Annotated in this window: 20 protein-coding genes and 2 pseudogenes; 6 read left to right on the forward strand and 16 right to left on the reverse strand. The window is 62.1% G+C overall.

Translation table 11 applies throughout. The features are described from left to right. Positions 1-45: 45 nt before the first annotated feature. The 3 genes from ACQY5K_RS06890 to ACQY5K_RS06900 all read right to left on the reverse strand — a co-directional run bounded on the left by ACQY5K_RS06890 (position 46) and on the right by ACQY5K_RS06900 (position 1,397). Complete coding sequence (locus ACQY5K_RS06890; RefSeq protein WP_428121342.1) at positions 46-591, reverse strand: integrase core domain-containing protein; 546 nt, start codon at positions 589-591, stop codon at positions 46-48. A gap of 123 nt (positions 592-714) precedes the next feature. Continuing rightward, positions 715-1,104, reverse strand: coding sequence for a hypothetical protein (locus ACQY5K_RS06895; RefSeq protein WP_428121344.1), 390 nt, complete (start codon positions 1,102-1,104; stop codon positions 715-717). Beyond that, on the reverse strand, positions 1,101-1,397 hold the full coding sequence (locus ACQY5K_RS06900) for a helix-turn-helix domain-containing protein (RefSeq protein WP_428121347.1): 297 nt from the start codon (positions 1,395-1,397) through the stop codon (positions 1,101-1,103). The genes ACQY5K_RS06895 and ACQY5K_RS06900 overlap by 4 nt, the downstream gene beginning before the upstream one ends. 55 nt (positions 1,398-1,452) lie before the next feature. Between ACQY5K_RS06900 and ACQY5K_RS06905 the strand changes: the two genes are divergently transcribed. Next, positions 1,453-2,559: an ISL3 family transposase gene (locus ACQY5K_RS06905; protein ID WP_428121350.1), complete on the forward strand. Its 1,107-nt coding sequence runs from the start codon at positions 1,453-1,455 to the stop codon at positions 2,557-2,559. Between the two features lie 466 nt (positions 2,560-3,025). Here ACQY5K_RS06905 and ACQY5K_RS06910 read toward each other — a convergent pair whose 3' ends face one another. The 9 genes from ACQY5K_RS06910 to ACQY5K_RS06950 form a co-directional block, all read right to left on the reverse strand. After that, positions 3,026-4,231 (reverse strand): CaiB/BaiF CoA transferase family protein, encoded by a 1,206-nt coding sequence (locus ACQY5K_RS06910; protein ID WP_428121353.1) that lies wholly within the window; start codon positions 4,229-4,231, stop codon positions 3,026-3,028. Between the two features lie 26 nt (positions 4,232-4,257). Next, complete coding sequence (locus ACQY5K_RS06915) at positions 4,258-5,073, reverse strand: enoyl-CoA hydratase/isomerase family protein (RefSeq protein ID WP_428121355.1); 816 nt, start codon at positions 5,071-5,073, stop codon at positions 4,258-4,260. A gap of 485 nt (positions 5,074-5,558) precedes the next feature. After that, positions 5,559-6,731 carry an LLM class flavin-dependent oxidoreductase gene (locus ACQY5K_RS06920; RefSeq protein WP_428121359.1) on the reverse strand — a complete coding sequence of 391 codons (1,173 nt, stop codon included), beginning with the start codon at positions 6,729-6,731 and terminating at the stop codon, positions 5,559-5,561. Between the two features lie 133 nt (positions 6,732-6,864). Then, a complete protein-coding gene (locus ACQY5K_RS06925) occupies positions 6,865-8,121 on the reverse strand; it encodes an LLM class flavin-dependent oxidoreductase (RefSeq protein WP_428121361.1) in 1,257 nt (418 codons plus the stop codon). Further along, positions 8,118-9,329 carry an LLM class flavin-dependent oxidoreductase gene (locus tag ACQY5K_RS06930; protein ID WP_428121363.1) on the reverse strand — a complete coding sequence of 404 codons (1,212 nt, stop codon included), beginning with the start codon at positions 9,327-9,329 and terminating at the stop codon, positions 8,118-8,120. The genes ACQY5K_RS06925 and ACQY5K_RS06930 overlap by 4 nt, the downstream gene beginning before the upstream one ends. Before the next feature lie 91 nt (positions 9,330-9,420). Next, complete coding sequence (locus ACQY5K_RS06935; RefSeq protein ID WP_428121365.1) at positions 9,421-10,449, reverse strand: ABC transporter permease; 1,029 nt, start codon at positions 10,447-10,449, stop codon at positions 9,421-9,423. Further along, positions 10,446-12,032, reverse strand: a complete 1,587-nt coding sequence (locus ACQY5K_RS06940; RefSeq protein WP_428121368.1) for a sugar ABC transporter ATP-binding protein — start codon at positions 12,030-12,032, stop codon at positions 10,446-10,448. The genes ACQY5K_RS06935 and ACQY5K_RS06940 overlap by 4 nt, the downstream gene beginning before the upstream one ends. 74 nt (positions 12,033-12,106) lie before the next feature. Further along, entirely contained in the window at positions 12,107-13,522 is a 1,416-nt protein-coding gene (locus ACQY5K_RS06945; protein ID WP_428121371.1) for a sugar ABC transporter substrate-binding protein, read from the reverse strand. Between the two features lie 5 nt (positions 13,523-13,527). Then, a complete protein-coding gene (locus ACQY5K_RS06950) occupies positions 13,528-14,133 on the reverse strand; it encodes a cysteine hydrolase family protein (RefSeq protein ID WP_428121373.1) in 606 nt (201 codons plus the stop codon). 275 nt (positions 14,134-14,408) lie between these two features. Here ACQY5K_RS06950 and ACQY5K_RS06955 point away from each other — a divergent pair, with 275 nt between their 5' ends. Continuing rightward, the gene (locus tag ACQY5K_RS06955; protein WP_428121375.1) at positions 14,409-15,308 is read left to right on the forward strand and encodes a LysR family transcriptional regulator; all 900 of its coding nucleotides are present in this window, start codon (positions 14,409-14,411) and stop codon (positions 15,306-15,308) included. Positions 15,309-15,520: 212 nt separating this feature from the next. Here the strand turns inward: ACQY5K_RS06955 and ACQY5K_RS06960 are convergent, their stop codons facing one another. Beyond that, on the reverse strand, positions 15,521-15,685 hold the full coding sequence (locus ACQY5K_RS06960; RefSeq protein ID WP_428121377.1) for a hypothetical protein: 165 nt from the start codon (positions 15,683-15,685) through the stop codon (positions 15,521-15,523). Positions 15,686-15,963: 278 nt separating this feature from the next. Between ACQY5K_RS06960 and ACQY5K_RS06965 the strand changes: the two are divergent. Beyond that, a pseudogene (locus tag ACQY5K_RS06965) lies at positions 15,964-16,371 on the forward strand (IS110 family transposase); the annotation flags it as partial. Positions 16,372-16,865: 494 nt separating this feature from the next. After that, positions 16,866-17,453, forward strand: coding sequence for a hypothetical protein (locus ACQY5K_RS06970; protein WP_428121379.1), 588 nt, complete (start codon positions 16,866-16,868; stop codon positions 17,451-17,453). On the opposite strand, the gene ACQY5K_RS06975 is transcribed toward ACQY5K_RS06970, so the two are convergent. Together ACQY5K_RS06975 and ACQY5K_RS06980 are read right to left on the reverse strand one after the other, a co-directional pair. Next, positions 17,405-18,691, reverse strand: coding sequence for an ISL3 family transposase (locus ACQY5K_RS06975; protein ID WP_428121381.1), 1,287 nt, complete (start codon positions 18,689-18,691; stop codon positions 17,405-17,407). The two genes, ACQY5K_RS06970 and ACQY5K_RS06975, sit on opposite strands and share 49 nt — an antisense overlap. A 564-nt stretch (positions 18,692-19,255) precedes the next feature. Then, the gene (locus ACQY5K_RS06980) at positions 19,256-20,080 is read right to left on the reverse strand and encodes a hypothetical protein (RefSeq protein WP_428121383.1); all 825 of its coding nucleotides are present in this window, start codon (positions 20,078-20,080) and stop codon (positions 19,256-19,258) included. A gap of 479 nt (positions 20,081-20,559) precedes the next feature. Between ACQY5K_RS06980 and ACQY5K_RS06985 the strand changes: the two are divergent. Next, positions 20,560-20,670: pseudogene (locus tag ACQY5K_RS06985) on the forward strand (hypothetical protein); the annotation flags it as partial. A 46-nt stretch (positions 20,671-20,716) separates the two neighbouring features. Further along, positions 20,717-21,589: a HipA domain-containing protein gene (locus ACQY5K_RS06990; protein WP_428121385.1), complete on the forward strand. Its 873-nt coding sequence runs from the start codon at positions 20,717-20,719 to the stop codon at positions 21,587-21,589. Between the two features lie 126 nt (positions 21,590-21,715). Here the strand turns inward: ACQY5K_RS06990 and ACQY5K_RS06995 are convergent, their stop codons facing one another. Continuing rightward, positions 21,716-22,162: an SRPBCC family protein gene (locus ACQY5K_RS06995; protein WP_428121387.1), complete on the reverse strand. Its 447-nt coding sequence runs from the start codon at positions 22,160-22,162 to the stop codon at positions 21,716-21,718. Positions 22,163-22,211: the final 49 nt, after the last annotated feature.

A 22,211-nucleotide genomic window follows, 5' to 3' on the forward strand; every position in this document is an offset into this window, starting at 1 on the left:
GTTTTTTCGAGTCGCATCGGCGGGTGGGCGGTGGTGGTTGGTTGGTCATGGTAGTGGTCGGTTTCGGTGCCAGGCGCGTCGTTGGGCGTCGACTCTTTGGAGCCCGGTTCGGCGCGCTTCGCGGAGCTGGTCGCCTTTGCCGGTGTGCTCGTCGTGGGGGGTGACATATCCGATGGCTTCGTGCAGCCGCACGGTGTTGTAGTGCCTGCGGACGCGTTCGAGCTCTCGGGCGAGGTCGGCGGGGTCGTCGAGCGTTTCGAGGTGGGGGTGCTCGGTCTTGACGTGTCCGAACAGGGACTCGATCCAGGCTTGGTCGGTGGGCGTGGAAGGCCTGCCGAAGTGCTGAGCTATGGAGCACAGGGCCATGAACTTGGCGGTGTCGCGGGCGCGCATCTCGGGGCCGTTGTCGCTGACGGCAAGCAGCAGCGGGATGCCGTCCGCTGTGGGGCGGGGCGGGGCGGGATCGGCGAGGCGGGCGGCGAGCTCGTCGTCGAGGAGCCCTTCGTTGTCGAGCGCTTCGGCGAACAGGACTCTGGCGGCGACCGAGTCCGGTGCTGCGGCGTGGTGGGTGGCGATCCATTTGCGGGACACGACATCGACGATCGCGTACGCGTGTCTCGTCGGGCGGCATGCCGGGAACTGGGTGCCGTCCCAGCACCACAGCTAGTTGGGCCGCCACTCGCACCACGCCGTCCACGGCGTCTTGGCTGCCCGCTAAGGCCTCGGCGTGCCTGCCAAGGCGAGGCCGTGGCCTGCGAGAACGCTGTCCACGCTGGAAGGCGACATCCACACCCGGCCCAGATAGGAGCCGCGGTGGGCGAGCTTGCGATGGGACCGGTCCACGTCGCCCCATTCGTCGAACAGGCGCACGATCTTGTCGCGTTCCCAGCCCAGCAGCCCGTGGATCGGCCGCCCTCCGGGGCGGGCGTCGTCGAGAGTCCCCCCAGCGCGGCGCTGCTGGCGGTGCCACGCCCTGCGCCGGTCCAGTCCCAGCACCGTGCACACGCGGCCCAGCGTCCAGCCCGCTGCCGTGGAGTCGTCGATCAGACCCAAAAGCACGGCTTTGGCGGCCCCGCCGACGCGGGCGGGGACAGGACCGCTCATCCCCAACCCGTTTCCCCCCGCAGCACCGCCAGCTCGACGGCCTGCTCGACCACCGTGCGCCCGAGCCGCTCCACCTCGGCCCGCAGCGCCGCCGCCGCCGCCGCTTCGGCCCGCGACTGGCGAGAACGGCCCGGCCTCGACGATCCCAACGCCGCAATGGCGCCGTCGCGTGTAACAGCCCGCAGCCGGCTGATCACCGAGCGGTCCACGTCGGCCTCCGCGGCCGCCTGCGCCTGGGTGACCTGCCCCGACAGCATCCGCACCCACAAGTCGTACCTCTGCTCTGCTGTCAACAGCGTCTTCGGTCTTCGGTCCTGCGAACTCTGTGTTGCGCCTGAGCAGTTGGTGGTGCGGGTGGTCTCGGCGGTGTTGCTTCCGTGGTGCCCGGACTGCGGGACGCCCAGCGGACGCTGTGATGACCGCCGAGACCGCGAGATACGGGACTTGAAGGTGTCGGGGCGGCCGACCACGCTGGTGTGGAGGCGGCGCCGGATGGTGTGCGATGTCTGCGACCGGCGCTTTGTGGAGGCCCATCGGGCGTTCGAGGGCAGCGTCACGGCGCGTCTGGCGCGCCGGATGGTGGCTGATGCCCGGGCGATGCCGGTCAACACGGCGGCTCGTGGTCATGGGGTGAGCTGGGGGCTGGTGAACGCGTTGGTGGTCGCCTGGGCGGGACTGGTCGCCGATCACCGCCGGCGGCGGCGATGCCGGGTGCTGTTGGTCGATGAGACCTCGATCCGCAAGCGGCACCGCTACGTCACGGTGCTGGTGAACGCCGACACCGGCGAGGTCCTCGCGATGGTGCCCCACCGCAGCCACGCAGCCCTGTCGGCGTTCCTCGCAGCCCAGGGGCACCGCTGGTGCAAAGGAGTGAAGGTCGTGGTGTCCGACGGCTCAAAGGCATACAACGCAGCCATCGACGCCCGGCTCGGCCACGCCCGCCACGTGCTGGACCGGTTCCACGTCATCAGATGGTTCCAAGCAGGGCTGGTCGCGGCGCGACGCGACGTCCAGCGACGCCCCGAGGGCTCGGTGCCCGCGTTCGACCGCGACGTGTTCAGGTCCAGGTTCCTGCTCATGCGCCGACCCGACAAGCTCAGCGAAGCCGAGCAGGCCCGCCTCGGCGAGCTGTTCGCCGCCCATCCCCGGCTCACCGCAGCCTGGGACGCGCCCGCCGAGCTGCACGGCCTCTACCTTGCCGACGACCACAAAGGCGCGATGGCCGCGCTCGACCGGTTCGCCGACATCTACAGCACCGGGCTGATCCCCGAGTTCAGCGACACCGTCGACACATTCCTCGCCTGGCACAACCAGATCCTCGGCTGGCACCACGCCGCGCGGCCCAGCAACGGCCGCATCGAGGGAACAAACAACCTGCCCCAAGTCCTGCGCCGAACCGCACACGGGTTCACCAACTACGCCAACTTCGAAGCCCGCGGCATCCTGCTGACATAATCAACCCCGCCGAGCCCAGCAGCCCCAATCCCAACAAAAGACGAAGGCTCGACAATATGCACCCCACGGGCCTGTGGTCCAATGGCACGACCGTTTGGGTGGCCGACAACTTCGACGACATTATCTACACCTTCGAGGCGCCCGAGCTTCCGTCGGGCTAGGCCGCTACGCCGGTTCATCCCCCCCGTTGGGCAACAGCACGCTCGGCATCCGCCTCGCTGTACCGACGCGTCGTCGGCTTCCCAGGCGACATCTCATGTGGCATGACTCCATCCTCGTATCCAAGATCAGGAGCCTCCAACCAAGCCATGGCGATTCACGACCAACCTATGGTGCCCCTTATGAAACCCGTCAAATTCGCTGTTAGCGAGGATTTGGTCATCTTTGCGGTACACGCCAGTACTCACGAAAACAGAACCTCGTGCTTTTCAACATAACCGCAGCCACATCCGGTCAACCTCAGCTTCTAGAGAATCTCAATGACCCCTGCTGATCTGAGGGACTCGACACGATCGTCGGTGTACCCGAGGACCTGCTTCAGCACCTCCGCAGTCTGTTCCCCAAGATCGGGCGCTCGGCCCTCAGACTGGCCAGGCGTGCAGGAGAGCATCGGAACCGGCCACGGAAGAAGTGAGCCGTCCGTGCCGCTGCGGTGGAGGCTGCGACTATTCAGATGCGGGTCCTGAGCCGCATCGGCGGGCGTCAATATTACGCCGCAAACTAGTCCATTCGATTCCAACTTATCCACCACATCTTCTGCCGTCCGAGCAGCAATCCAATCAGCCATCACGCCATCAATGACTTCTCGATGTATGGTGCGCGAGTCGATCGTCTGGTACTCCGGTTTCTCAGTCCAGTCCTCACGACCGATTGCTCGAGCGCATCGGTCGAACTGGTCATCGCCCTGTATTGAAATTGCCAACCACGTGTCGTCCTTGGTGCGAAAATGGCCGGTGGGTCCACCTCCAAGGCTGCGATTCCCGTGACGTCCGTATACTTCTCCAGATCTGTCGTACAGCGTTAGCAGCGGTGCCAGTACGCGGAATGCAAGGTCGTAGAGTGCGACGTCAATGACCTGTCCTCGCTCCGAGGAAAAGCGCTCTATGATGGCAAGGCATATGCCAAGAGCGCCCAGGAAACTCGTAGTAAAATCACATACCGGAATGCTGCCTCCTGCGCGCATTGGCGGCCCACTTGGATCTCCCGTCATGTAACTAAGACCGCTGATTGCTTGGGCAACCGGGTCATAACCCGGACGCGAACTATACGGACCGGTTCTTCCGAACCCTGATATATGCAGAGTAATCAAGCGCGGGTTCATAGATTGAAGCGTCTCATCGTCGAAGCCCCAAGTATCGAACAACCCCGGGCGCAGACTATCCATCAGAACGTCTGATTGCTTAATCAGATCTCCGAGAATCGCGCGTCCTGCCGTGTTACTCAGATCGACCGCAACCGACTTCTTGTTTCGTGCAAGCATTGACCAGTAGACGAACTCTCCGTCAGTCTGGGGTCCAAAAAGGCGAATAAGGTCGCCCCTCTTCGGCCGCTCGATCTTTATCACGTCCGCACCAAATTCTCCCAAGAGAGTACATGCGAAGGGACCCGCAATCAGTTCACCGACCTCCAAGACACGAATACCCTCCAATGGCAGCCGCCGGTCCTCCTGCATGTGTAGCCTCCCGATGTCCTGTCCGGCTATCGACCTTCGAATGCTGGCCGACGCTTTTCAAGGAACGCGAGCATCCCCTCTTGGTGATCCGACGAGAGAAACAAGGGGGCTTGCAACTGCGCTTCCAATGCGAGCGTCTGCTCCAACGTGGCAGTCGCGTTCAGTCTTGTGGCCCTCTTCGTTGCAGCAAGGGCAAGCGGCGGCAGAGCGGCACACTCGGCCGCCAGGCTGCGCACCTCGTCCGCGAGGTCCTCGTCCGGTACGACCCTGTTGACGAGGCCGATGCGGTCGGCCTCCTCAGCGGTGACGTCGCGTCCGGTCAGAAGCAGCTCAAGAGCCCGACCTTCACCGATCGCCCTCGGTAACAGGTATGTGCCACCCATTGCGGCAGAACTCAGCCCGATCTTCACGAAGCTCGAGGCGAAGCGCGCGCTCGGTGTTGCTAGGCGGATGTCGCATGCTAGCGCTATATTGCATCCTCCACCCATTGCTGGCCCGTTCACAGCTGCTATTACTGGGTAAGAGATCCCGCGCAGCCTGAATACGAGGTCCGAAAGGGCTGTCATCATTTCCAACAGACCCCGAATCGCTTCGCCAGAAGGTCGGGCCGCTCGCTCGACCCACTCCTCCGAGAAATCCTTCAAATCGGCACCAGCGCAGAACGCCGGGCCTACAGCATCTATCACGAGGCATCGAGCCTCCACCTGGCTCTCGAGCCAGTCGAGCGCTGTGAAGAGATCGGCAACCAGCTCGGGGCGGATCGAGTTACGCTTGTCGGGACGGTTCAGCGTTATCGAGGCAATGTGATCATCGACGCTGACCAATACGTTATCCAACTTCATCGGGCTCCTCTAGGGGCTATCGAGTGGCTATCCGGCAAGTGTCAGAGTCAGCCCGCTGCTCAATTGTTGAGGCGAACGACGCTCTCTGCCACGGCTGGGCGATCGCCAAGGGGTGGATGAAGCAGGCACAGTTGACCGTGGACCGGGCATCTGCCTTCCTACGCCCTCGTGTGCGCTCCTGCCGCTCCGTGGCCGAACAGTGGCTCTCGCTCATGCGTGGTTCATGCTAGGCGTCGTCTCCCTGGGAAGTCGATGCCGCAATTCGACCTTCTTCCTTCGCCAGACACTCCTCACAACGAATGAACCAGCGATAATCGATTGCGTGCCAACCACCTTCCGCGCACTCGTACACCTTCTCACACGAAGGACATTCATGGGTATGTGACTTCTGCTTCAAATCCTCGCTCCTCCAGTCGATCTACATATGGACTAAAGTAGACCGCAACCATTACCAGACCCGGCTCCACCTGCAACCTAGACAACCTTCACCAACACCAGTCTCTTTCCCAAGGCGGAATCCAAACGCCCTCCGCCTTGAGGATCGGCAGTACTTTCTCCGCAAAGTCGCGAATCGCGTGTTCTGACCAAATCGGAAAGGACAGCGAGAAGCCATTAAGACAGCCGACCTGATACATCTTCAGCAGGCCCTCGGCGATGGTCTCCGGGCTCCCGACGAGACGGAACAGGCCCTGACCGATTCCCCAGTGCTCGAGGATCTCCTTCCTGGAGAGTCCGGCATACATGTCGGCTGTCTCCTTCACGCCTCCCGGGTCAGCCGCGGCGTCGTAGTACTCCGCGACCGCGCCCCAATCGAGTGAGTCGACGACCGACCGATAGAACTCCCTCGCCTCTTCGTCGGTGTCTCGCATGAAGATCACGATGGCGAACTGCGAGACGACGTCGTCCTCCTGCCGTCCGTGCTGCACGGCCCGCGCCCGCGTATCTGCGAGGAGCTCGGCGCCCTTCTCCGGCTCCATCGCGATCATGAAGTTGTAGTCCGTGTGTTTCGCCGCGAACTCCCGACCGCGCGGTGACCCGCCGGCCTGGACGATCAGGGGCCACGGCTCCTGCAAGGGCTTCGGACCGACGATCTTGCCCTTCGATCGATGGAACTCCCCCTCGAAGTCGATCGGCTCATCGGTGGTCCATAGCGCCTTGACGATCGTGATCAGCTCATCGGCTGCGTCATAGCGGTCCTGGTGAGACGGGAAGTCCACGCCGAAGACCTCACCGGTGTACTCGCCTCTGGGTGGGATACCGGTGACGACGTTCCACCCCCAGCGCCCACCGCTGAGCACGTCCAGATTTGCTCCGATACGGGCGATTGCCGCCGGTAGGAACGTCGTGGTGTAGATGGTCGTCACCACGCCGATGCGCTTCGTCGCGGCGAACAGGTACGGGGCGAGCATTATCGGCTGCAGCAGCGGATCCATGTGTTTGGCCCGCGTGCTCTCCGGCCCGTACGGGATCGGGAAGTCGAGCATGAAGATGTAGTCGAATCCAACTTCCTCGACGAGGCTCGCGAGTCGCGTGTGCATCTCGACGTCGAGCCAGTCGGGGTTCGCGTCGGCGACACGTCGGGACGTGGTGTGGAGGCACCCGGTCGGATGGAAGAACCCGAGGCGCATCGACTTGACGAACTTGTTCCTCTTTCTCACTGCCGTTTTGGTCAATGTCGATTCTCGACTCATGGTTGTCTTTCCTTTCGATCTGCGTTCGGAACGGCCTAGGCGCGAAGGCCCATCTTCTTGAGCCGCGGCATGAGCTCGTCTTCGACCTCGTGGACTCCCTTCATGGGGTCGAGGAACGACAACGCAACCGCGTCCTGCATGTGGTCGTCGGCGAGGTCTCGCAACTGCTCGGCGACGTCGTCGAAGCTGCCCATGAGGTGGATCCCGCCGAACCCGATGGCCAGCTTTCGGTAGTTCGCCGTACCGACGAGCTCCTCGAGCGAACCATCGCCGAGCCGATCGGCGATGGCGGTGTCCAGAAGTCCTTCCGCTTCTCCGGGCTGCTCCAACGCCTCCTGACGATGTTGTCTGCCGCAGTCGAGTCGATCGCCGCGACAAGCTCGTCGTACTCCGCCTGCGCCGACTCCGCGGTCTCTGCCATCGTCACGAACACCTGGACGAGCATCTTGAGTCGCCGGCCGTAGTTGTGCGCGGCGTAGACCCTCGTGCGTTCGACGTGCTCGGCCAGCAGACTCAAGTCGTCTTCGGGGGCGTTGCAGAGGAGCCAATCGCAGTGCTTCGCTGCGAAGTCCACGGCGCCTTCGGATGCATCGCCACAGATCAAGATCGGTCGCGGTTGACGCGTCGGCCTGGGGCCGACCATTCCGACACGGGTGGACTTGAAGTATTCGCCTTCGAACTCGAACGGCGTCGTCAGGGACCACCAGTGCTTCATCAAGGTGACGAACTCGTCGGCGATCTCGTACCGGAGGCTGTAGTCGGTGTCCAGGCCGATCACCTCGGCATCACGACGACTCCAACCGGGAACGATGTTCAGGCCCCAGCGTCCGTTCGACACGTGGTCGAAGTTGCCGCCGAACCTGGCGATGTGCAGCGGATGGGCATGCTCGCTCATGTGGATCGACGAGAAGAGCGTCAGGTTCTCGGTCACCTGGGCCAGTGCCGGGGCGGTCGTCAATGAGTCGAGGCTGTCCTCGTGGAAGCCGATCTCGCCGGCGTATCCGAAGCGCCGCTCGAATGGGAGCTCGAAATCGAAACCGGCGCGGTCCGCCGACTCCACCAGCGCCGAGGCCCGGGGCCATTGCCAGTAGTCCCGGAAGCGGTCGCGGTCCTCGAGGACCGCCCTCGACGCCACGGTTCCGCAGGACGCGTTCCAGCCCCAGAGACCCACCAAGAGGCGATGCGGGCTCTCGACGTCGGGCTGACCGCCTGGATCGAAGGGGCCTCGGGTGATAGCCACTTTCTGATGGAATTTTCGCTGCGGCTGCAGCGTTTGGAGCGCGACGGTCTGGGTGATCTCCTCTTCCGGTTGCTCCGCGCCCTCGGGCGAATGCGCCTCTGTCGTTTCCGATGTCACTTGCGTAGCCCCATCTTGCGAAGCCGGGGGATGATGTGGTCCTCCAGCTGGTGGATCCCTCGCAGTGGATCGAGCCAGCAGAAGAGCTGACCCTCCTGTCCGTAGTCGGTGTGGAGCATCCGGATGTGCTCCGCGACCGAGTCGTAGCCGCCGACGATTTGACGGCCGGCGATGCCGAGTCCGTAGCGGACAAAGTTCTCGGCGCCGACGGCCTGCTTGAGCGTCGCCGTCTCGCCGCCGAGTGGCAGTGAGAACGATGCACCTGTCTTGGTGCCCGGCTGGTCGAGCCCGCGGTACAGGTGCCAGCTCGTCGCCAGCTCGTCCATCATTCCCTGCTGCTCGGCGAGAAGGGCCTCGGCCTTCTCGTCGGTCTCCTCCCAGATGCAGTAGCAGAAACTCATGACTCGGACCTGGCGGTTGTACTTCTCCGCTTGCTCCTTGGCCCGGTTGGCCACATCACCGAGGTCTTGCGGATCCCCGCTCGGGTTGGCTGCGAAGAGCCAATCGCAGTGCTTCGTAGCGAAATCCACGCCGGCCGGCGAGTAGCCGGCGTTGACGAGGACCGGCCGGGGCTTACGTGTGGGCTTTGGCGTGACCCAGATCTCCTTGCCGGTGAAGTAGTCGCCCTCGAAGTCGAACGGCTCGTCCGCGTACCAACAGTGCTTCATGAACGTGACGAATTCGTCACACACGTCGTACCGGAGATCGTGGTCCATGAACGTCTCGCCGAACATCTCGACTTCGTCGCGAATCCAGCCGGCGACGATGTTGAGACCCCATCGACCATCGGACATGTGATCGATGGCCGCTCCCCACTTGGCGAACTGCACCGGATGATGCTGATACCCGATGTGCGCTGTCGACGGCAGGAGGATGTCCGAGGTCAGCGGGGCGAGTCCAGCCGCCACGGTGAGGAAGTCGAGGGTGTTCTCGTTGTACTCGGTGATACCGCCATGACCGAGCCAACGACCGAACGGCACCTGGAACTCACAACCGATTCGGTCCGCCTCTTTGATCAAATGGGATGCGGCAGGCCATTTCCAATAGTCACGGCGCCTCTCTGGATCTGACATCACAGCGATCGTCGGGGCTCCGCCGCCTGCAAGGTTCCATGCAAAAACTCCCAGGTAGACAGAATTCTGACTTTCGAAGTTAGGCTGCCCGTGCGGATCAAAAGGGCCCCTAATTTGTTCTGCTCGTTTAGCCATGATCTTCTCGCACACCTCCCACTGGCAGTTACAATCTTGCGCCGTCTATCTCGCGCCCAGAACGTGGCCAGGCCGCAATAACTGGCCAAATCTACTTGACAACATTCATCATCCGTTCGCGGTCGATCGTGGTAGCGACCGCCAAAATCACCACAAATCCGACGATCATCATTCGAGTAAACGAACTGACGCCCATGATACCCAGGCCGTTGCTTAGAATGCTGACTATCGTGACACCCAGAAGCGTCCTGTGGACCCCACCGACTCCTCCGCTTAGCGCTGTTCCCCCAACGACGATGGCAGCAATGCTATCTAGGAGAAAGTTCGCACCAACCTGAGGTGAGCCTGAGCCAAGACGCGCCAAGATGAATGCACCAGCCACGCCGGCAAACGCACCTGAGACCGTAAATGCGTAGATCTTGTACCGTCGAACGCGAATTCCGGCTACGGTCGCCACGGCCTCGCCCGCGCCTATAGCCGCTATGTACCGGCCAAATCTGGTCCAGCTTCCAACGAAGATTAGTACGGCAGATGACGCTAGAGCGAACAGCGCGGCATTTGGAAGATTGGGGATGAGTTGGCCGATAGCTAGTTGTCTAAATGGCGGATTTCCAACGGGGACCGAGCGGCCTTGGAGCAGGTGTAAAGAAAGCCCGCCAAAGATCGAAAGAGTACCCAGCGTCACCAGAAAGGATGGAAGCCGAAAATAGGTCGTTATCAGGCCGTTGAGGAGACCTGTCGTGATGCCGACGGCGATCGCGACGGGCATAGCCAAATACCCAATATTGTAGTCACGCACCAACACCGCAGCGAACGCCGACGCCAACGTTGCCGCCGATCCAACTGACAGGTCGATGCCGCCCATTAGCACAACGAACGTGGCTCCCAACGTGATGAACAATAACGGAGCCGCTTGGGACGCAACAATCGTAAAATTCGAGATAGTCAAGAATCGGGGTTCGAGTACGCCGAAGAACATGACGAGGACAAGTAGTGACACAAATGGCAGTATTTTATTCCTAAGGCCGGGCGATAACTGGAAGGAGAGCCCGCCACGAGCAGCTAGTTCGCGGCGCGGCTCTGAATCCGTCTGCGTCGAATAACCGTCGTCTGTACTCAAGGGTCACCCATTTCAGCGAACTGGAGCGCACCAATCATGTGGCTAACGATTTCTTGTTCACTTGGTTTCTGATCCGGCGGCGCGTCGACCGTTGTGGCGATAGTCCCCGAGTTCAGCACCAGTATTCGGTTACTCAATCCTACAAGCTCAACCAGGTCGTCGCTAATCAGAATTATCGCCGCCCCACTTCTGGCGAGATCTCGAATGATCCGGTAAATCTCGGCCCTTGCGCCTACATCGACCCCCCGAGTTGGATTGTCGAGGATGAGGACCACGGGTTCTCGACGCACCCACTTCGCTACAGCTATTTTCTGCTGATTTCCGCCGCTCATAGTAGCCGCGAGGGCGCCAGGCGTACCCCTTATTCTGAATTTCTCGACAGCGTCTCGTGCCACTTGTCGTTCTCTGCCGAGGTTCCATACACCGAGCCTATTGGTGAAGCCCAATCGATCGCTTTCGCCGCTCGGCAGGGAAATATTCGATGCGACGGAGAAATTCGCGATAATCCCCTCGAATGAGCGATCTGGTGGCACATAGCCAATCCCGGCGGCCTTAGCCTTCGAAGGGCTCAGCCTGTTTACTACTCCAGTGCCGTTGATCTCAATTGTCCCGCTATCCGGTTTCGACAGTCCGGCCAGTACCCGTCCAAGTTCAGATTTTCCAGAGCCAATCACTCCGCCAAGGCCCAATATCTCGCCCTGCCTGACCTCGAAACTAATGTCCGACAACTCACCGGTCAGGTTCAGATCAGTGACTCTGACGCTGACCGGCTTCCCGGTCACCTCGACCTGCTCACCCTCCAAGTAATAGTCCTTCTCTCTGACCCTGCCGACCATCAGCTCGTGAAGTTCAGTCGGCTCCGTCTCGTCCGCCATGACCTCGGCAGCTAGGACTCCATCCTTCATTACATATAGGCGACTGCATACCAAGAAAATCTCGCTCAGCCGATGGGATACGAAGACGACAGATGATCCGCGCCGTTGTAGTTCGCGCATAAGAGCCAAGAGGGCCTCAACCTCGACGTGAGACAGGCTTGTGGTGGGCTCGTCAAACAGGACGACGCTCGACTCGAGGCCTAAGACTTCGGAAAGCATCGATGCTTTGGCGACCTCCAGGGCTTGCCGAACTGCGAAATTGTACCGGTATGTGGGTTGGGTGACATCAATCTCGAGCCGCATCTCATGTACAATGCGTTTCGCCTCGCGAACCATCGCTCGCTTGTCCAAGACAGAGCCAAGTCGGGAGAACTTGTCTGCGTGACCTAAGAAGAGATTCTCATAGACAGGTATCCCTGGAATAACTGCGGGATCTTGAAAGACTCGCCAGATTCCGAGGCGGTTGGCCTCTAGGTAGTTCCTCGGAGCTATCTCTCCGTCGCCGTTGAGCAGAATTTTGCCCGAGTCCCGACGTTCTGTCCCTGACAGTATGTTGAGTAGGGTGCTCTTTCCGGCCCCATTCTCACCGACGATACCTACGATCTCCCCTCGGTTGAATTGCACCGAAACATGATCCAACGCGGCTACTGCGCGAAAGGACTTACAGAGTTCGCGGACCTCTAGGAGCGGCGCTTCTAGCACAGGCACTCAGATGCCCAACCTTTCTGTGCTCTGCCTTACGGCAAGACGGGAATTGACCGGCGTCCTCTCCTCGGGAGAACTTATTCTGGAACCGGGACACCTTTGTAGTTGAAGTCATCCATCTTAATCTGGTAGTGATCGGCATACATCTGGGTTACTTGTTCCATCTCGCCAGCCTCCAGAGCTCTTACGTACTCAGGCGGGCCCCAACCGTCGGGCTTTTCAAAGATTGCCTCGCCAAACGGTGCCCAGTGATCTTCGAGGACGAGAGCGCGGAGTTCGTGCATCGGGTCCCAATCGTCAGGATGGTGAACCTTAGACATCAATACTGGGTCGAATGGGAGGTTGTCCGTCTCAATGAAACGTCGTTTGACCTGGGCTACATTGTCCTGAAGTACGGGGATGGCCCCGGCTACTCCCATCTGCCTTTCGGGTGCTGAAAGCTTCACCCCGTTTAGAGCGTCGAAGCATCTCACAACCGGTGCCACTCCGAAATAGGCTGGTGAGTGGAATCCAGTCACATAGACACGTCCGTCTTCTATCATGTCAAGGACGTCTCGATTGCCATCCTGGCCGGAGATAAGGACATCAACCCCGGGCGTCATTCCGAGGCCTTCGACCGCCGCGACAGCGCCTGCTGCCTCGCCGTCGTTGTCGCACAGGATAACGTCAGGCATGCCGACCGCAGCGACCATGTCCTCAACGGCCTTCTGCGCATCGACCGGATTCCACTTTCCGTCTTGGCTGGCCAAGAGTTTAACGTTGGGGAACTCATTCTCCAGGACGTTCAGGGTCGTGGCTTTCCGCGTGGTTGCCACTGAGGCGCCAGTAAGGCCCTCAACGTATATTGCCGTACCCTCTCCGCCAATCGCATCAAGCACTATCCTGGTTGTCCGCGCAAGATTCTCCGACTCGAACAAGTCGAGATACCACACGTAGTACTCGCCTGCGTCAAATGGCGTGAACCACGGATCAGTTACGAACATGTTTGCAAGGTACGCCTCGTTCGCGGTAACTGCTTCGATGATTGGCCGAAGGTCTGAACCATCAACATTGCCCTGGATAATCATCTTTGCACCGCCCGCTACAAACTGCTCCACCAGGCTGATATGCTGAAGCACATCCTGATTTGACGAAGTTGCCGCGTAGTCAAGGCCGAGGATCTTGGCGGCCTTCTTAGCCCCATCGTCCTGATCGAGGAAGTAGGCCTGCTCAACCCGAATGATGTTGGCGACTTGCCCACTCTTCGGCGCAACGATTGCGGTGGTCGACGGGCTGCCAGCCGCCGTTGTAGCCGTTGTAGTTGTGCTCCCTCCAGTGGTCGCCCCAGCGCAGGCGCTGAGTAGCGGCCAACCAGCCGCAGCAACAACACCTGCGGATGCAAGCTTCAGTAGATCGCGCCGAGACATATGAGGCGCATCTAGCTGTTCAAGGACGGTGTCAGCAACCTTTTTGTCACTGAAATCGGGCACGTTGATTCTGGGCTGTTTTACCATCTTCTCTAACTTCTTCCTGTGAACTCATCGAGAAACTCTAGTGTTGTTATCACTCGTCCGAATTTGGGGATGATATTCTTGAGCGAGAACTCGTTGTCCTCAGCATCGAAACTCGCGCAGCAGTCCTCAAGTACGATATTTGCGAAACCCCTGTCGGCGGCATCTCGCACTGTTGCCTCGACCACCATGTTCGTGGCAACACCGGCCGAGACAATTGTCTTGATTCCGGCAAGTCGAAGAACGAGGTCAAGGTCTGACTGATAGAAGGAACTGACTCGGCGTTTGGGTACAACGATTTCGTTCTCGATCGGTGCAACCATTTCGTGGGGCTCGGCACCCCAACTGCCTTCGGTCATTGCGTCTGCTGTCTTGATTGAGTCGAAGATTGCCATTCCCTGGCCTACCTCGGGGTGACCTGCTCGATACTGGTGAGCTACATGGACCACTAGCATCCGAAGCTGCCTGGCTCGCTCGAGAACCGCATGGGAGTTCTCGAGGACGCTCCTCTCTCTGACGACATCTGCAAGTCCCGACTTTCCGAAGAGACCTTCCGGATGAACAACGTCGTTCTGGAGATCCATCAATACGAGAGCAATCTCATCCTTCTTCATCTGTCTGTACCCACCATCCCTCTATTGGTCCATGTTCGGCATGCGATCGACGGTCCCGCGTATGGTCCTCAAGCTGCTTGGTGACGCGGCACCTCGCATCAAGACGGTGGCCCGAGCAGACCCTTGGGCTTGAGGGCCTAGCCAAGCTCCTACCGATCCGGAGACGGCCGGTGCCGCCCCTGATGGTGCCATCGCGCTCTCTTCCCACGGGCCGAAGCCGCTGATGATGCAAGATTAGCACGCGAGTCGTCCTTGGGCTTGCGTATAATGCATCGATGGATGCACGGTACGTCAAAGCCGTCCTCGAGATTGCCAGAACTGGGAGCATGACCGTTGCGGCCACACATCTCAACATCTCCCAATCCGCCTTGTCTCGCCAGGTCCAACGGATCGAGACCGAACTTGGAATCGCTCTGTTTGACCGGGTCGGTCGTGGGATCAGGCTCTCTGAGGCTGGTGAAGCTCTGCGGAGACACTGTACGGATTTTGTGCAGAGCGAGAGTTCATTGTTTGAAACCGCCAGGCAACTGCGTGGGGGGCGACTCGGGAAGTTCAGTATCGGTGCAACCCCGTGGACGATCGAACGGCTCATCGCTCCGTTCTTGCAGACCTTCCGAAAGGACTTTCCGAACGTGGAGTGCAAAGTGGTCGAGGCCGGAGGAGCGAAGGTCGCCGAGCTCATCGAGGCGCATGAGATCCGACTCGGCGTCGCATTCATAGGGCCGTCACCGCGACTTGTGCAGCATCCTCTCGTCGATCTCACCCTCATAGCCATCAGACGTCAATCGAGGTCTTCGCCTTCTTCGGGGCCAAATGCAATGACAATTCAACAAGCGTGTACCTTCCCTATTCTGGCTCTCAACGAGACGTTTGGGAGCAGACTTCTCTTCGATTCAGCCTGTCGCATCGAGAATCTCAGCCCCGAAATCGCATTCGAGACCTCAGCTCCAGACGCTGCGCTCGCCATGGCCGCCGCCGGCGAAGGATTGGCGATTCTCCCGTCATCTGTCGGTCTCCGTGGCATGGACCTGGGCGCAGTCCCCCTCATCACCCACGCTGGCGCGGCTCTGACTCTCCAGCTGAGCGCGGTGCACGACCCACAGCGGAAAGATCCTGGCTATCTCGACGCGGTAATCAGCAATCTCTCAACACTCGCTCGAGAAACCATGATCTAGCAACAGGAGCTTCACGGTGGGAAGACAGCTCACCGCACCGACCTCTGACGCTCTCATGCCATGCGGCGACAATGGCATCGAGATACTCGAGCGCATCTTCGATCACATACAGCCCCCGAGTCGTTGACGGGGACCCGTGTGGGTCGGGGGCCAGCAGAGAGCACCCGATGGGGCGATGTATGTGGCACCGCCGCACGACTTGGTCCCGTCCCTCATGGCCGACCTCGCCAACTATGTGTCGGGTCCGGCGTCGGCCCCAGCGTCTCCACGACTGAGCAGATCGCCTCCCACTGCGACCCGTACAGGCGCTCATTGTCCAACACCATCCGCACCGCACGCTCACGCAGCTCGGCTGGATATCTCCCATTTCCTGGCATTGCTCCATCCTCTCAAGGAACAGAGCCTCCACGAAACAGTGAAGATGTGCGCGGGGAGCGGGCCGTCGATGTCTGGCTTGGCGCGAAACCGGCCCCGTGTTTTGCGGGTACCTTGCCCGGGACGCGTCGATGTTGTCGGCCGGCTCCTTGGACTTGCCAGCTGCGGCCGGTCCGGAACGAGCGACGTGACCTCATAGGAACCTGCGCCCACAGATGCCATCACTATTTTGTCCGTCCCGTCCCGGCACGCGAGCCGCTCCGAGATGGCCGACATCAGCATGCCAGACTCACAACAGGCGGTGATCGGCGGGATTGCGGGCCACACCGATTTCCATGTCGTGGCCGCACTCGACCCGCTCGGCCGAGTACTGGGCACAGAGTCGTTCCCGGCGACGGGTGCGGGCTACCGCTCGGCCCACGCCTGGCTCGCGTCGTTCGGCGCGATCGCCGCGGTCGGTGTGGAGTCGACCGGGTCTTTCGGTGCGGCCCTGACCCGGTCGCTGATCGATCAGGACTGCGGGGTGATCGAGCTCAACCAGCCGCACCCTCATCTGCGCTCGCGTCGCGGCAAGAACGACACCATCGACGCTGAGGCCGCTGCGCGCAAGGTGCTCTCGGGCGAAGCGACCGCAGCCGCCACCGACACCACCGGCATCGTCGAGGCGATCCGCCAGCTCAGCGTCACCCGCAACAGCGCCGTCAAGGCCCGCGCCGCCGCGTTGTGCCAGATCGGCGATCTGCTCGTCACCGCTCCGGCTGCGTTGCGTGAGCAGCTCGACACCCGCCGGACACTCGAGGGCACCGCCGCCGTGTGCGCTCGATTGCGGCCCGACACGGACCGCCTCGCCGATCCCGCCCAGGCCGCCGACCCAGCACTGCGCAGCCTCGGGCGCCGCCTCGCCCAAGGCAAGACCAAAAAAAGCCATCCGCCGCCTCAAACGCTTCGTCGCCCGAGAGCTCTACCGCACACTGCGAGGCGACCTCGCCACCCTCACAACCCGCACTTGACATCTATAGGAATGTCTCGGAGTGATTCACTGATGCGTCGTCCGATGACGCCCCAGCGGCCGATACCGCGACGGTTGAGCTGGTCTCAGTTGGCAACTTCGAGGCCTTCGACCCCGCGTTCGTCGAACTCGACATCGCCGACGAATGCGTTGTGGGGATCGACCGCTTCGGCATGGGTCATCTGCTGCTGTTCGCGAACGACGAGCAGGTTGACGAGACCGGGGCGGAGCCGGTGATCGGCGGAGCCCTGCGTTGGCCTCGCAATTCCGAGGGCGACGATTTCGGTGCCGCCGAAGTAGGCGCGGCCCGTCCAGGGGATCTGCTGCTGGTCGATCGGCAGTTCGGTGTCGCCGACATCTCCGAGTGGAAGACCGAGCCACACCCGTCGTGTTCGCTCGACGGGATGGCAGTCGTCGCATCCGACCTATCCGTCGAGGATTTCGCGGCGCTGCCCGGAATTGTGGATCGGCTCTTCGAGGTGCAGCAGTCGGGGCGCACCCAAACCGAGACGAAGTCGGGCACCCAACCGGTGGCCGATGTGGCCCCGTTCCCCGATTGCTACCCGCGGTTCTCCACGAACGCCGCAATCGCCGAGGACGGTGGCTACGTCTCTGTGGAACTCGCGCGGCGGATCAGCCGTGTGTACGCCCCCTGGCCGGGCACCGTTCTCGTGGAACTGAGCCGCAGCGACACCGAGGTGCATTGCCGGCTCTACGCAACCAAGCTGGGACGTCGGGTTCTGATTTGTGTGACGGGTTGAGTTTGGCGTGCCTTGGGGCCGGCGGCGAGCAGGATGCGGGGCCGGTTGTCGGCAAGGTTGGGGAAGCCTCGTGCTGATCGTTTGGCGTGGTTGGTTCGTGTGTTGGCTGCTTCGGTGCGGGCGTTGCTGGTGCGGGTTCGCACGGCGGTTGCGATTTCGGTGTGCCGGCGGCGCAGCGTGCGGGCCAGGGTGGCGAGCTCGGGCGGGGCGCTGGGGTGCTCGCACCGGTCGATGGCTTCGTCGAGGTGCGGTGCGGCGTCGTGGGGGTCGTGTGCGCGGAAGATGTCGCGGACGTGTTCTTTGGCGACCCAGCACTCGCGGATCTCGTCTGCGGGGTCGGCTGCGTCGAGCGCGGCGAGCATCTTGTCCCACCCGGCGGCGTCGAGCCGTTCCGCGCCGGTGAGCAGCAGCTTGCGAGCATGGTAGAGCGGGTCGCGTTTGCGGCCTCGGTGCCCGGTGGTCTCGTTGTGGACGCGTCGGCGGGCGCCGTCGAGCGCCTGGTTCGCGAGGCGCACGATCCCGAACGCGTCGGCTGCGATCTTCACGCTGTCGCTCAGGTGCGTGTCGCGGCGTGCGCGTGTGATGCGGCTGCGGTAGCCCTCGTGGGGGTCACAGCACACGACCTCGATGCCTGCGAGCCGTTCCGGAGGCTCAGACGCGAGCCGTCTGCCCACGTCAGCGGCATCGCGGCCGTCGAAGACGTCGAGCACCTGCCCGGCCGCGGCATCGACAGCGGCGCTCACATAGCGGCGCCGGCGCAGCCGCCCAGCCGAGCCCGTCACGGTCTCGTCGAGCCCCGGCCGCGCCGCCGGACCCACCCGTTTCGGGTCGTCGGCGACCGAGGACCACACCGCGGCCCACGCGACCCCCAGCCGACGCGCCGCCGACGCAACGGTGCCCTCCACCGCCGCGAGACGGCCCACAGCCCACTGCGCGGCCCGGCGGGCCAGCACCCGCCGAGGACCCGCCAGCCCGCACTCCTCGATCCATGCCCGCACCTCGCACCCGACCCTCGGGCACCACCAGATGCGCTTGCGCCACCGCACCTCGCACCCGGCGCCGCCCGGGCCCGGCGCGTCGCGCAGCCGCACCTCCCAGCGGCCCTTGGACCGCGCCCGCGCACCGCACGCACCCCACAACACCATCCGCGCGTCGGGCGTGTGCACCCACACCACGATCTCGCCGCCCTCGACGCGAACCCGCGCGATCTCCACGCGATCCGCGCCCAGCAACACCACAGAACCAACTTCAACCACCAAGGGCCTCCCGAGTCTTGGACCGTTCAACGAGCCACAACAATCCGCGAGACCCCCGCCTCAACAGCGGACCCTCACATCACCCAGGTCCCAGCTTCGATGAGAAGAGCCGCAATAGGAGCTGCGCGACCTCAACGGGACGCCACGGGGACTCCTGAGGGCGCGCATCACTTCTCAAGGCAAGTGGTACGTGGAGCAAGTGGAGGCGTGCTCGGAGGAACTGAGCGTCTCCCACCCAGGAGCACGCCCGAGATAGAACCACCAGCGTGCTGAGTCCGGAAAGTAACCGAAGCTCGCGACCATAAAACGCGGGAAATGCATGGCAAAGAAGTCGGTGATGAGTGGAATGCCTGCTTCAGTCAGAGGGCGACTCCGCCCGGGTGGGAATCCGCCGTTCGGGCTACAAGGTGACGGAGGCCGACGCCGACGGGTAGCCGCCTGATCCGCAGTGCCGGGCTGGCTGATGCGCACGCCAATCGGCTCAAACCCCCAGATGCCCACCGGGTTCAGCTGGCAAGTGAACGAATGCGCTCTCGCGCACCGGCTTCAGGATGGAGCTGCCTCTGCGTACGCCTTGTTGTATCGGTCGCGGCAGAGATAGAACTGCTCGACGCTTTCGAAAGCGCCATGCGCGATCAGGGTGTCCAGGTGGCGCCGCACGAGACGATCAGGCGGGGTGCGGGGTAGTTGCATCTGAATCGCCCCAAACCCCACGGGGCCGTTTCCTTCAGCTGTGGTTCGGCCGTGGGTCACACCGATCAAGTACTCGACTTCATCGAGCACGGAATCGAATACGGCATCTTCCTGGGTGCTCGGGATGAACTCCTCTGTGACCGAACGCAGTACCACCCACAGACGGTGCGATGCCTGAATCGGAGCTTCGTCCGGCTTCTTCAGCCGATCACAGTTGACCAAGTACGTGATTCGCCCCGGCCGGTCATCCTCCTCAGCTCGCACCGTGCCGATGATTCGAGCGATCGGGTCAATGCGGTCGGCCGCAGCGGCACCGAAGGCGACTGCGTAAATGGCCAGCAGCGTGACGTGGTGCTGCAAATTGATGACCGACTCGTGGGCCGAGTTCGTGTACGGCATCCGATTGGCGAGCAAACGGATCGCGTGTGCCCATGCCCTGTCGTGGTCGGCGCTGTTGGAGAAATACGAGCCGGTGACCAGCAGCTTGAGCAGACCTGCGGAGGCACTCTCGTAGGCCTGCAGGCACTCGTCATGCCCCTCGCACTGAGTGTCGACTACGTCGTTGATGGTTTGCGTTGTCTCGTCGCTGATGAAGTCATGGAGCTTGATGCGGCACGCTGGATCGGCGAGGAGATTCTTGAGTTCGGCAACAGTGGCCGTTTCGGTCTGTGACGTCACCCGACCACAGTACTGCGCCGCGTTTTCGGGCTATTGCATCCAGCCTCCGTCGGTGACATCGCCCATGGCGGTGGCTGGTGCCGGGTTGGGGAATGTCGGTCAGACGCTCTTGGCGGTGTGTGCGTTCAGTAACACATGCCCGATTGTGTGCGTGCGGTGACGTCTGCAAGAATGTATGCGAACGGTGACATTCCAGCACGCTTGTCCGAATGAAGCCGTTGGCAGCCTTCATTGTTCGCACGCCGGGGTCGCTGGCCAACGTGGTCGCCGACCGCCGGCGCCACCTGGGAATGACACAGCAGGCGCTGGCGACCGAGGCCGGCGTGTCGCGCAAGCTGGTGTGCGACGCCGAGGCAGGCAAACTGACCATGCAGGTTGACGGCCTCATCAAGATCTGTATTGCACTCGAATGCGACCTCGTCGTTCGCGAAACAGACCCCCGATCGCCTCACTTACCTAGACGCACTGGCGCCGTTCGAATGACGCCGCCGCCGCTGCTCGTGCGCATCGGCGGCATTCCAGCCGCAAGGATCTCGCGAGATCCCGGAGGCACCCGGCTGACCTACGGCGCCGACTACCTCGCTCAACCCGATGCGGTCCCAGTGTCGCTGTCGTTGCCGTTGCGCACCCAACCCCATGTCGGCCCCCCTCATCGAGACCTGGCTGGATGGCCTGCTACCAGATCTGCCCGCAGACCGCGAGCAGTGGCGCCTGCTCGTCGGGGCAGCCTCAATCGATCCGTTCAATCTGCTCAGCACGCCGATTGGTACCGAGTGTGCTGGCGCTGTCCAATTCGAGCCCGACGGGGCAACCGACGCTGTGGACCGCCCATCGGCTCTCGAAAGGGTCTCCGAAGCCGAAGTCGGGTTGATCGGCGGGCTCGAGACGCTCATCGTGCAGCGTTTTGACCGTGCCCGCCCGGTATCAGGAATCGCAGCTCTCGAGCGCATTCACCAGGAGGACATGTGCCAGGCGTTCGGACTTCCCGCCGCTCTGCGATTCCAGCGCGACGGCGGGCCGTCGACGCAAGACATCGCTGGATTGCTTCGCTCGCACAGCAGCAACGTCGCCGCCGACACAATTGCGTTGTTCAAACGGCTCGTCTACTGCTGGGTCATCGTCGCCAATGATGCCCATGGCAAGAACCACGCTCTCCTGCATCTTCCTGGCGGTGCCTGCCGGCTGGCGCCCTTGTACGACGTCGCTTCGTGGCTGCCATACATCGACGTTCCCGCCCGTGACGTCCACCTCGCCATGGCTCTGGGAGGCGGATACGACGTGGGTGTGGGTGCTCGCACAGACGACTGGCGTGCCATGGCGCGCGAAATCGGGGCCGATCCCGAGTGGGCCGTTGCCGAAGTCATTCGCATCGCCCGCGAGGCACCCGCTCATCTCTTGGCCGAAATCGACGAACTGCCGCCTGCTGTGCGATCATCCGGCGCACCCACCCGCCTTCTCGATGCGGTAGCGCGACGCAGTGTTGACATCGTTGATGCGACGCTCGGGTAGTCGGCCCACGAACACCGGCGAGAGTGCGCCTGCGCATTGAGGGTCGGCGAACACGTCGTTGAGAGGTCCGAGGATCTCGACGGGGTGCTTCGAGGTCGAACTTCCGCGCAGTGAACGACCGATCCGTCAGCCTCCCTCGACCATGGCCTTCAGGAGTCTGAGCTGTTTGCCGTCGGAGAGTCGCACAGCGACGCGAAGCAGGGGCGAGACCAAGCTCCACCACAGTCCCGTGATCTGACAGTTGGCGACCAGTGTGACTCGAGCCGAGTCCTCGTCGAACTCGTGGACTTCGTAGGTGTAGTCCGCCGTCACGCCGCCCTGGGCCGAACGCAGCACAATCGACCGACCGAGGTCACATTGGGCGATGGTGCTTGAGCGGTCTGCGCCGCGAGCGCGCAATGTCAGCTTCGTCCCTTCGGCGGTTTCTCCCTCGGCCGTCATCGATTCGATTCCGGGCATCCACCGGTGGGCGTTCGGCCAATCGGTGAGGGCCTCCCACACCTGCGGAGCGGGTCGTTGAATGACCTCTTCGACTGAGGACGCCTGCGACATGAACTGCCCCTCGTTGCCCATGGGTTCTAGATGGTTAGTTCCTAGGGGTGGGGTCCACCGGTTGTGGGGT

Origin of the sequence: Candidatus Poriferisodalis sp., assembly GCF_965262965.1 — a bacterium.
Classification (GTDB): domain Bacteria; phylum Actinomycetota; class Acidimicrobiia; order Acidimicrobiales; family Poriferisodalaceae; genus Poriferisodalis.

Excerpts from the sequence above, each read along its gene's own strand:
- ACQY5K_RS06895 (WP_428121344.1), bottom strand. The coding sequence starts at position 1,104 with ATGAGCGGTCCTGTCCCCGCCCGCGTCGGCGGGGCCGCCAAAGCCGTG.
- ACQY5K_RS06995 (WP_428121387.1), bottom strand. The coding sequence starts at position 22,162 with ATGGGCAACGAGGGGCAGTTCATGTCGCAGGCGTCCTCAGTCGAAGAG.
- ACQY5K_RS06915 (WP_428121355.1), bottom strand. The coding sequence starts at position 5,073 with ATGAAGTTGGATAACGTATTGGTCAGCGTCGATGATCACATTGCCTCG.
- ACQY5K_RS06960 (WP_428121377.1), bottom strand. The coding sequence starts at position 15,685 with ATGCCAGGAAATGGGAGATATCCAGCCGAGCTGCGTGAGCGTGCGGTG.
- ACQY5K_RS06970 (WP_428121379.1), top strand. The coding sequence starts at position 16,866 with ATGGGTCATCTGCTGCTGTTCGCGAACGACGAGCAGGTTGACGAGACC.
- ACQY5K_RS06910 (WP_428121353.1), bottom strand. The coding sequence starts at position 4,231 with ATGCAGGAGGACCGGCGGCTGCCATTGGAGGGTATTCGTGTCTTGGAG.
- ACQY5K_RS06930 (WP_428121363.1), bottom strand. The coding sequence starts at position 9,329 with ATGGCTAAACGAGCAGAACAAATTAGGGGCCCTTTTGATCCGCACGGG.
- ACQY5K_RS06945 (WP_428121371.1), bottom strand. The coding sequence starts at position 13,522 with ATGGTAAAACAGCCCAGAATCAACGTGCCCGATTTCAGTGACAAAAAG.
- ACQY5K_RS06990 (WP_428121385.1), top strand. The coding sequence starts at position 20,717 with ATGTCGGCCCCCCTCATCGAGACCTGGCTGGATGGCCTGCTACCAGAT.
- ACQY5K_RS06950 (WP_428121373.1), bottom strand. The coding sequence starts at position 14,133 with ATGAAGAAGGATGAGATTGCTCTCGTATTGATGGATCTCCAGAACGAC.
- ACQY5K_RS06955 (WP_428121375.1), top strand. The coding sequence starts at position 14,409 with ATGGATGCACGGTACGTCAAAGCCGTCCTCGAGATTGCCAGAACTGGG.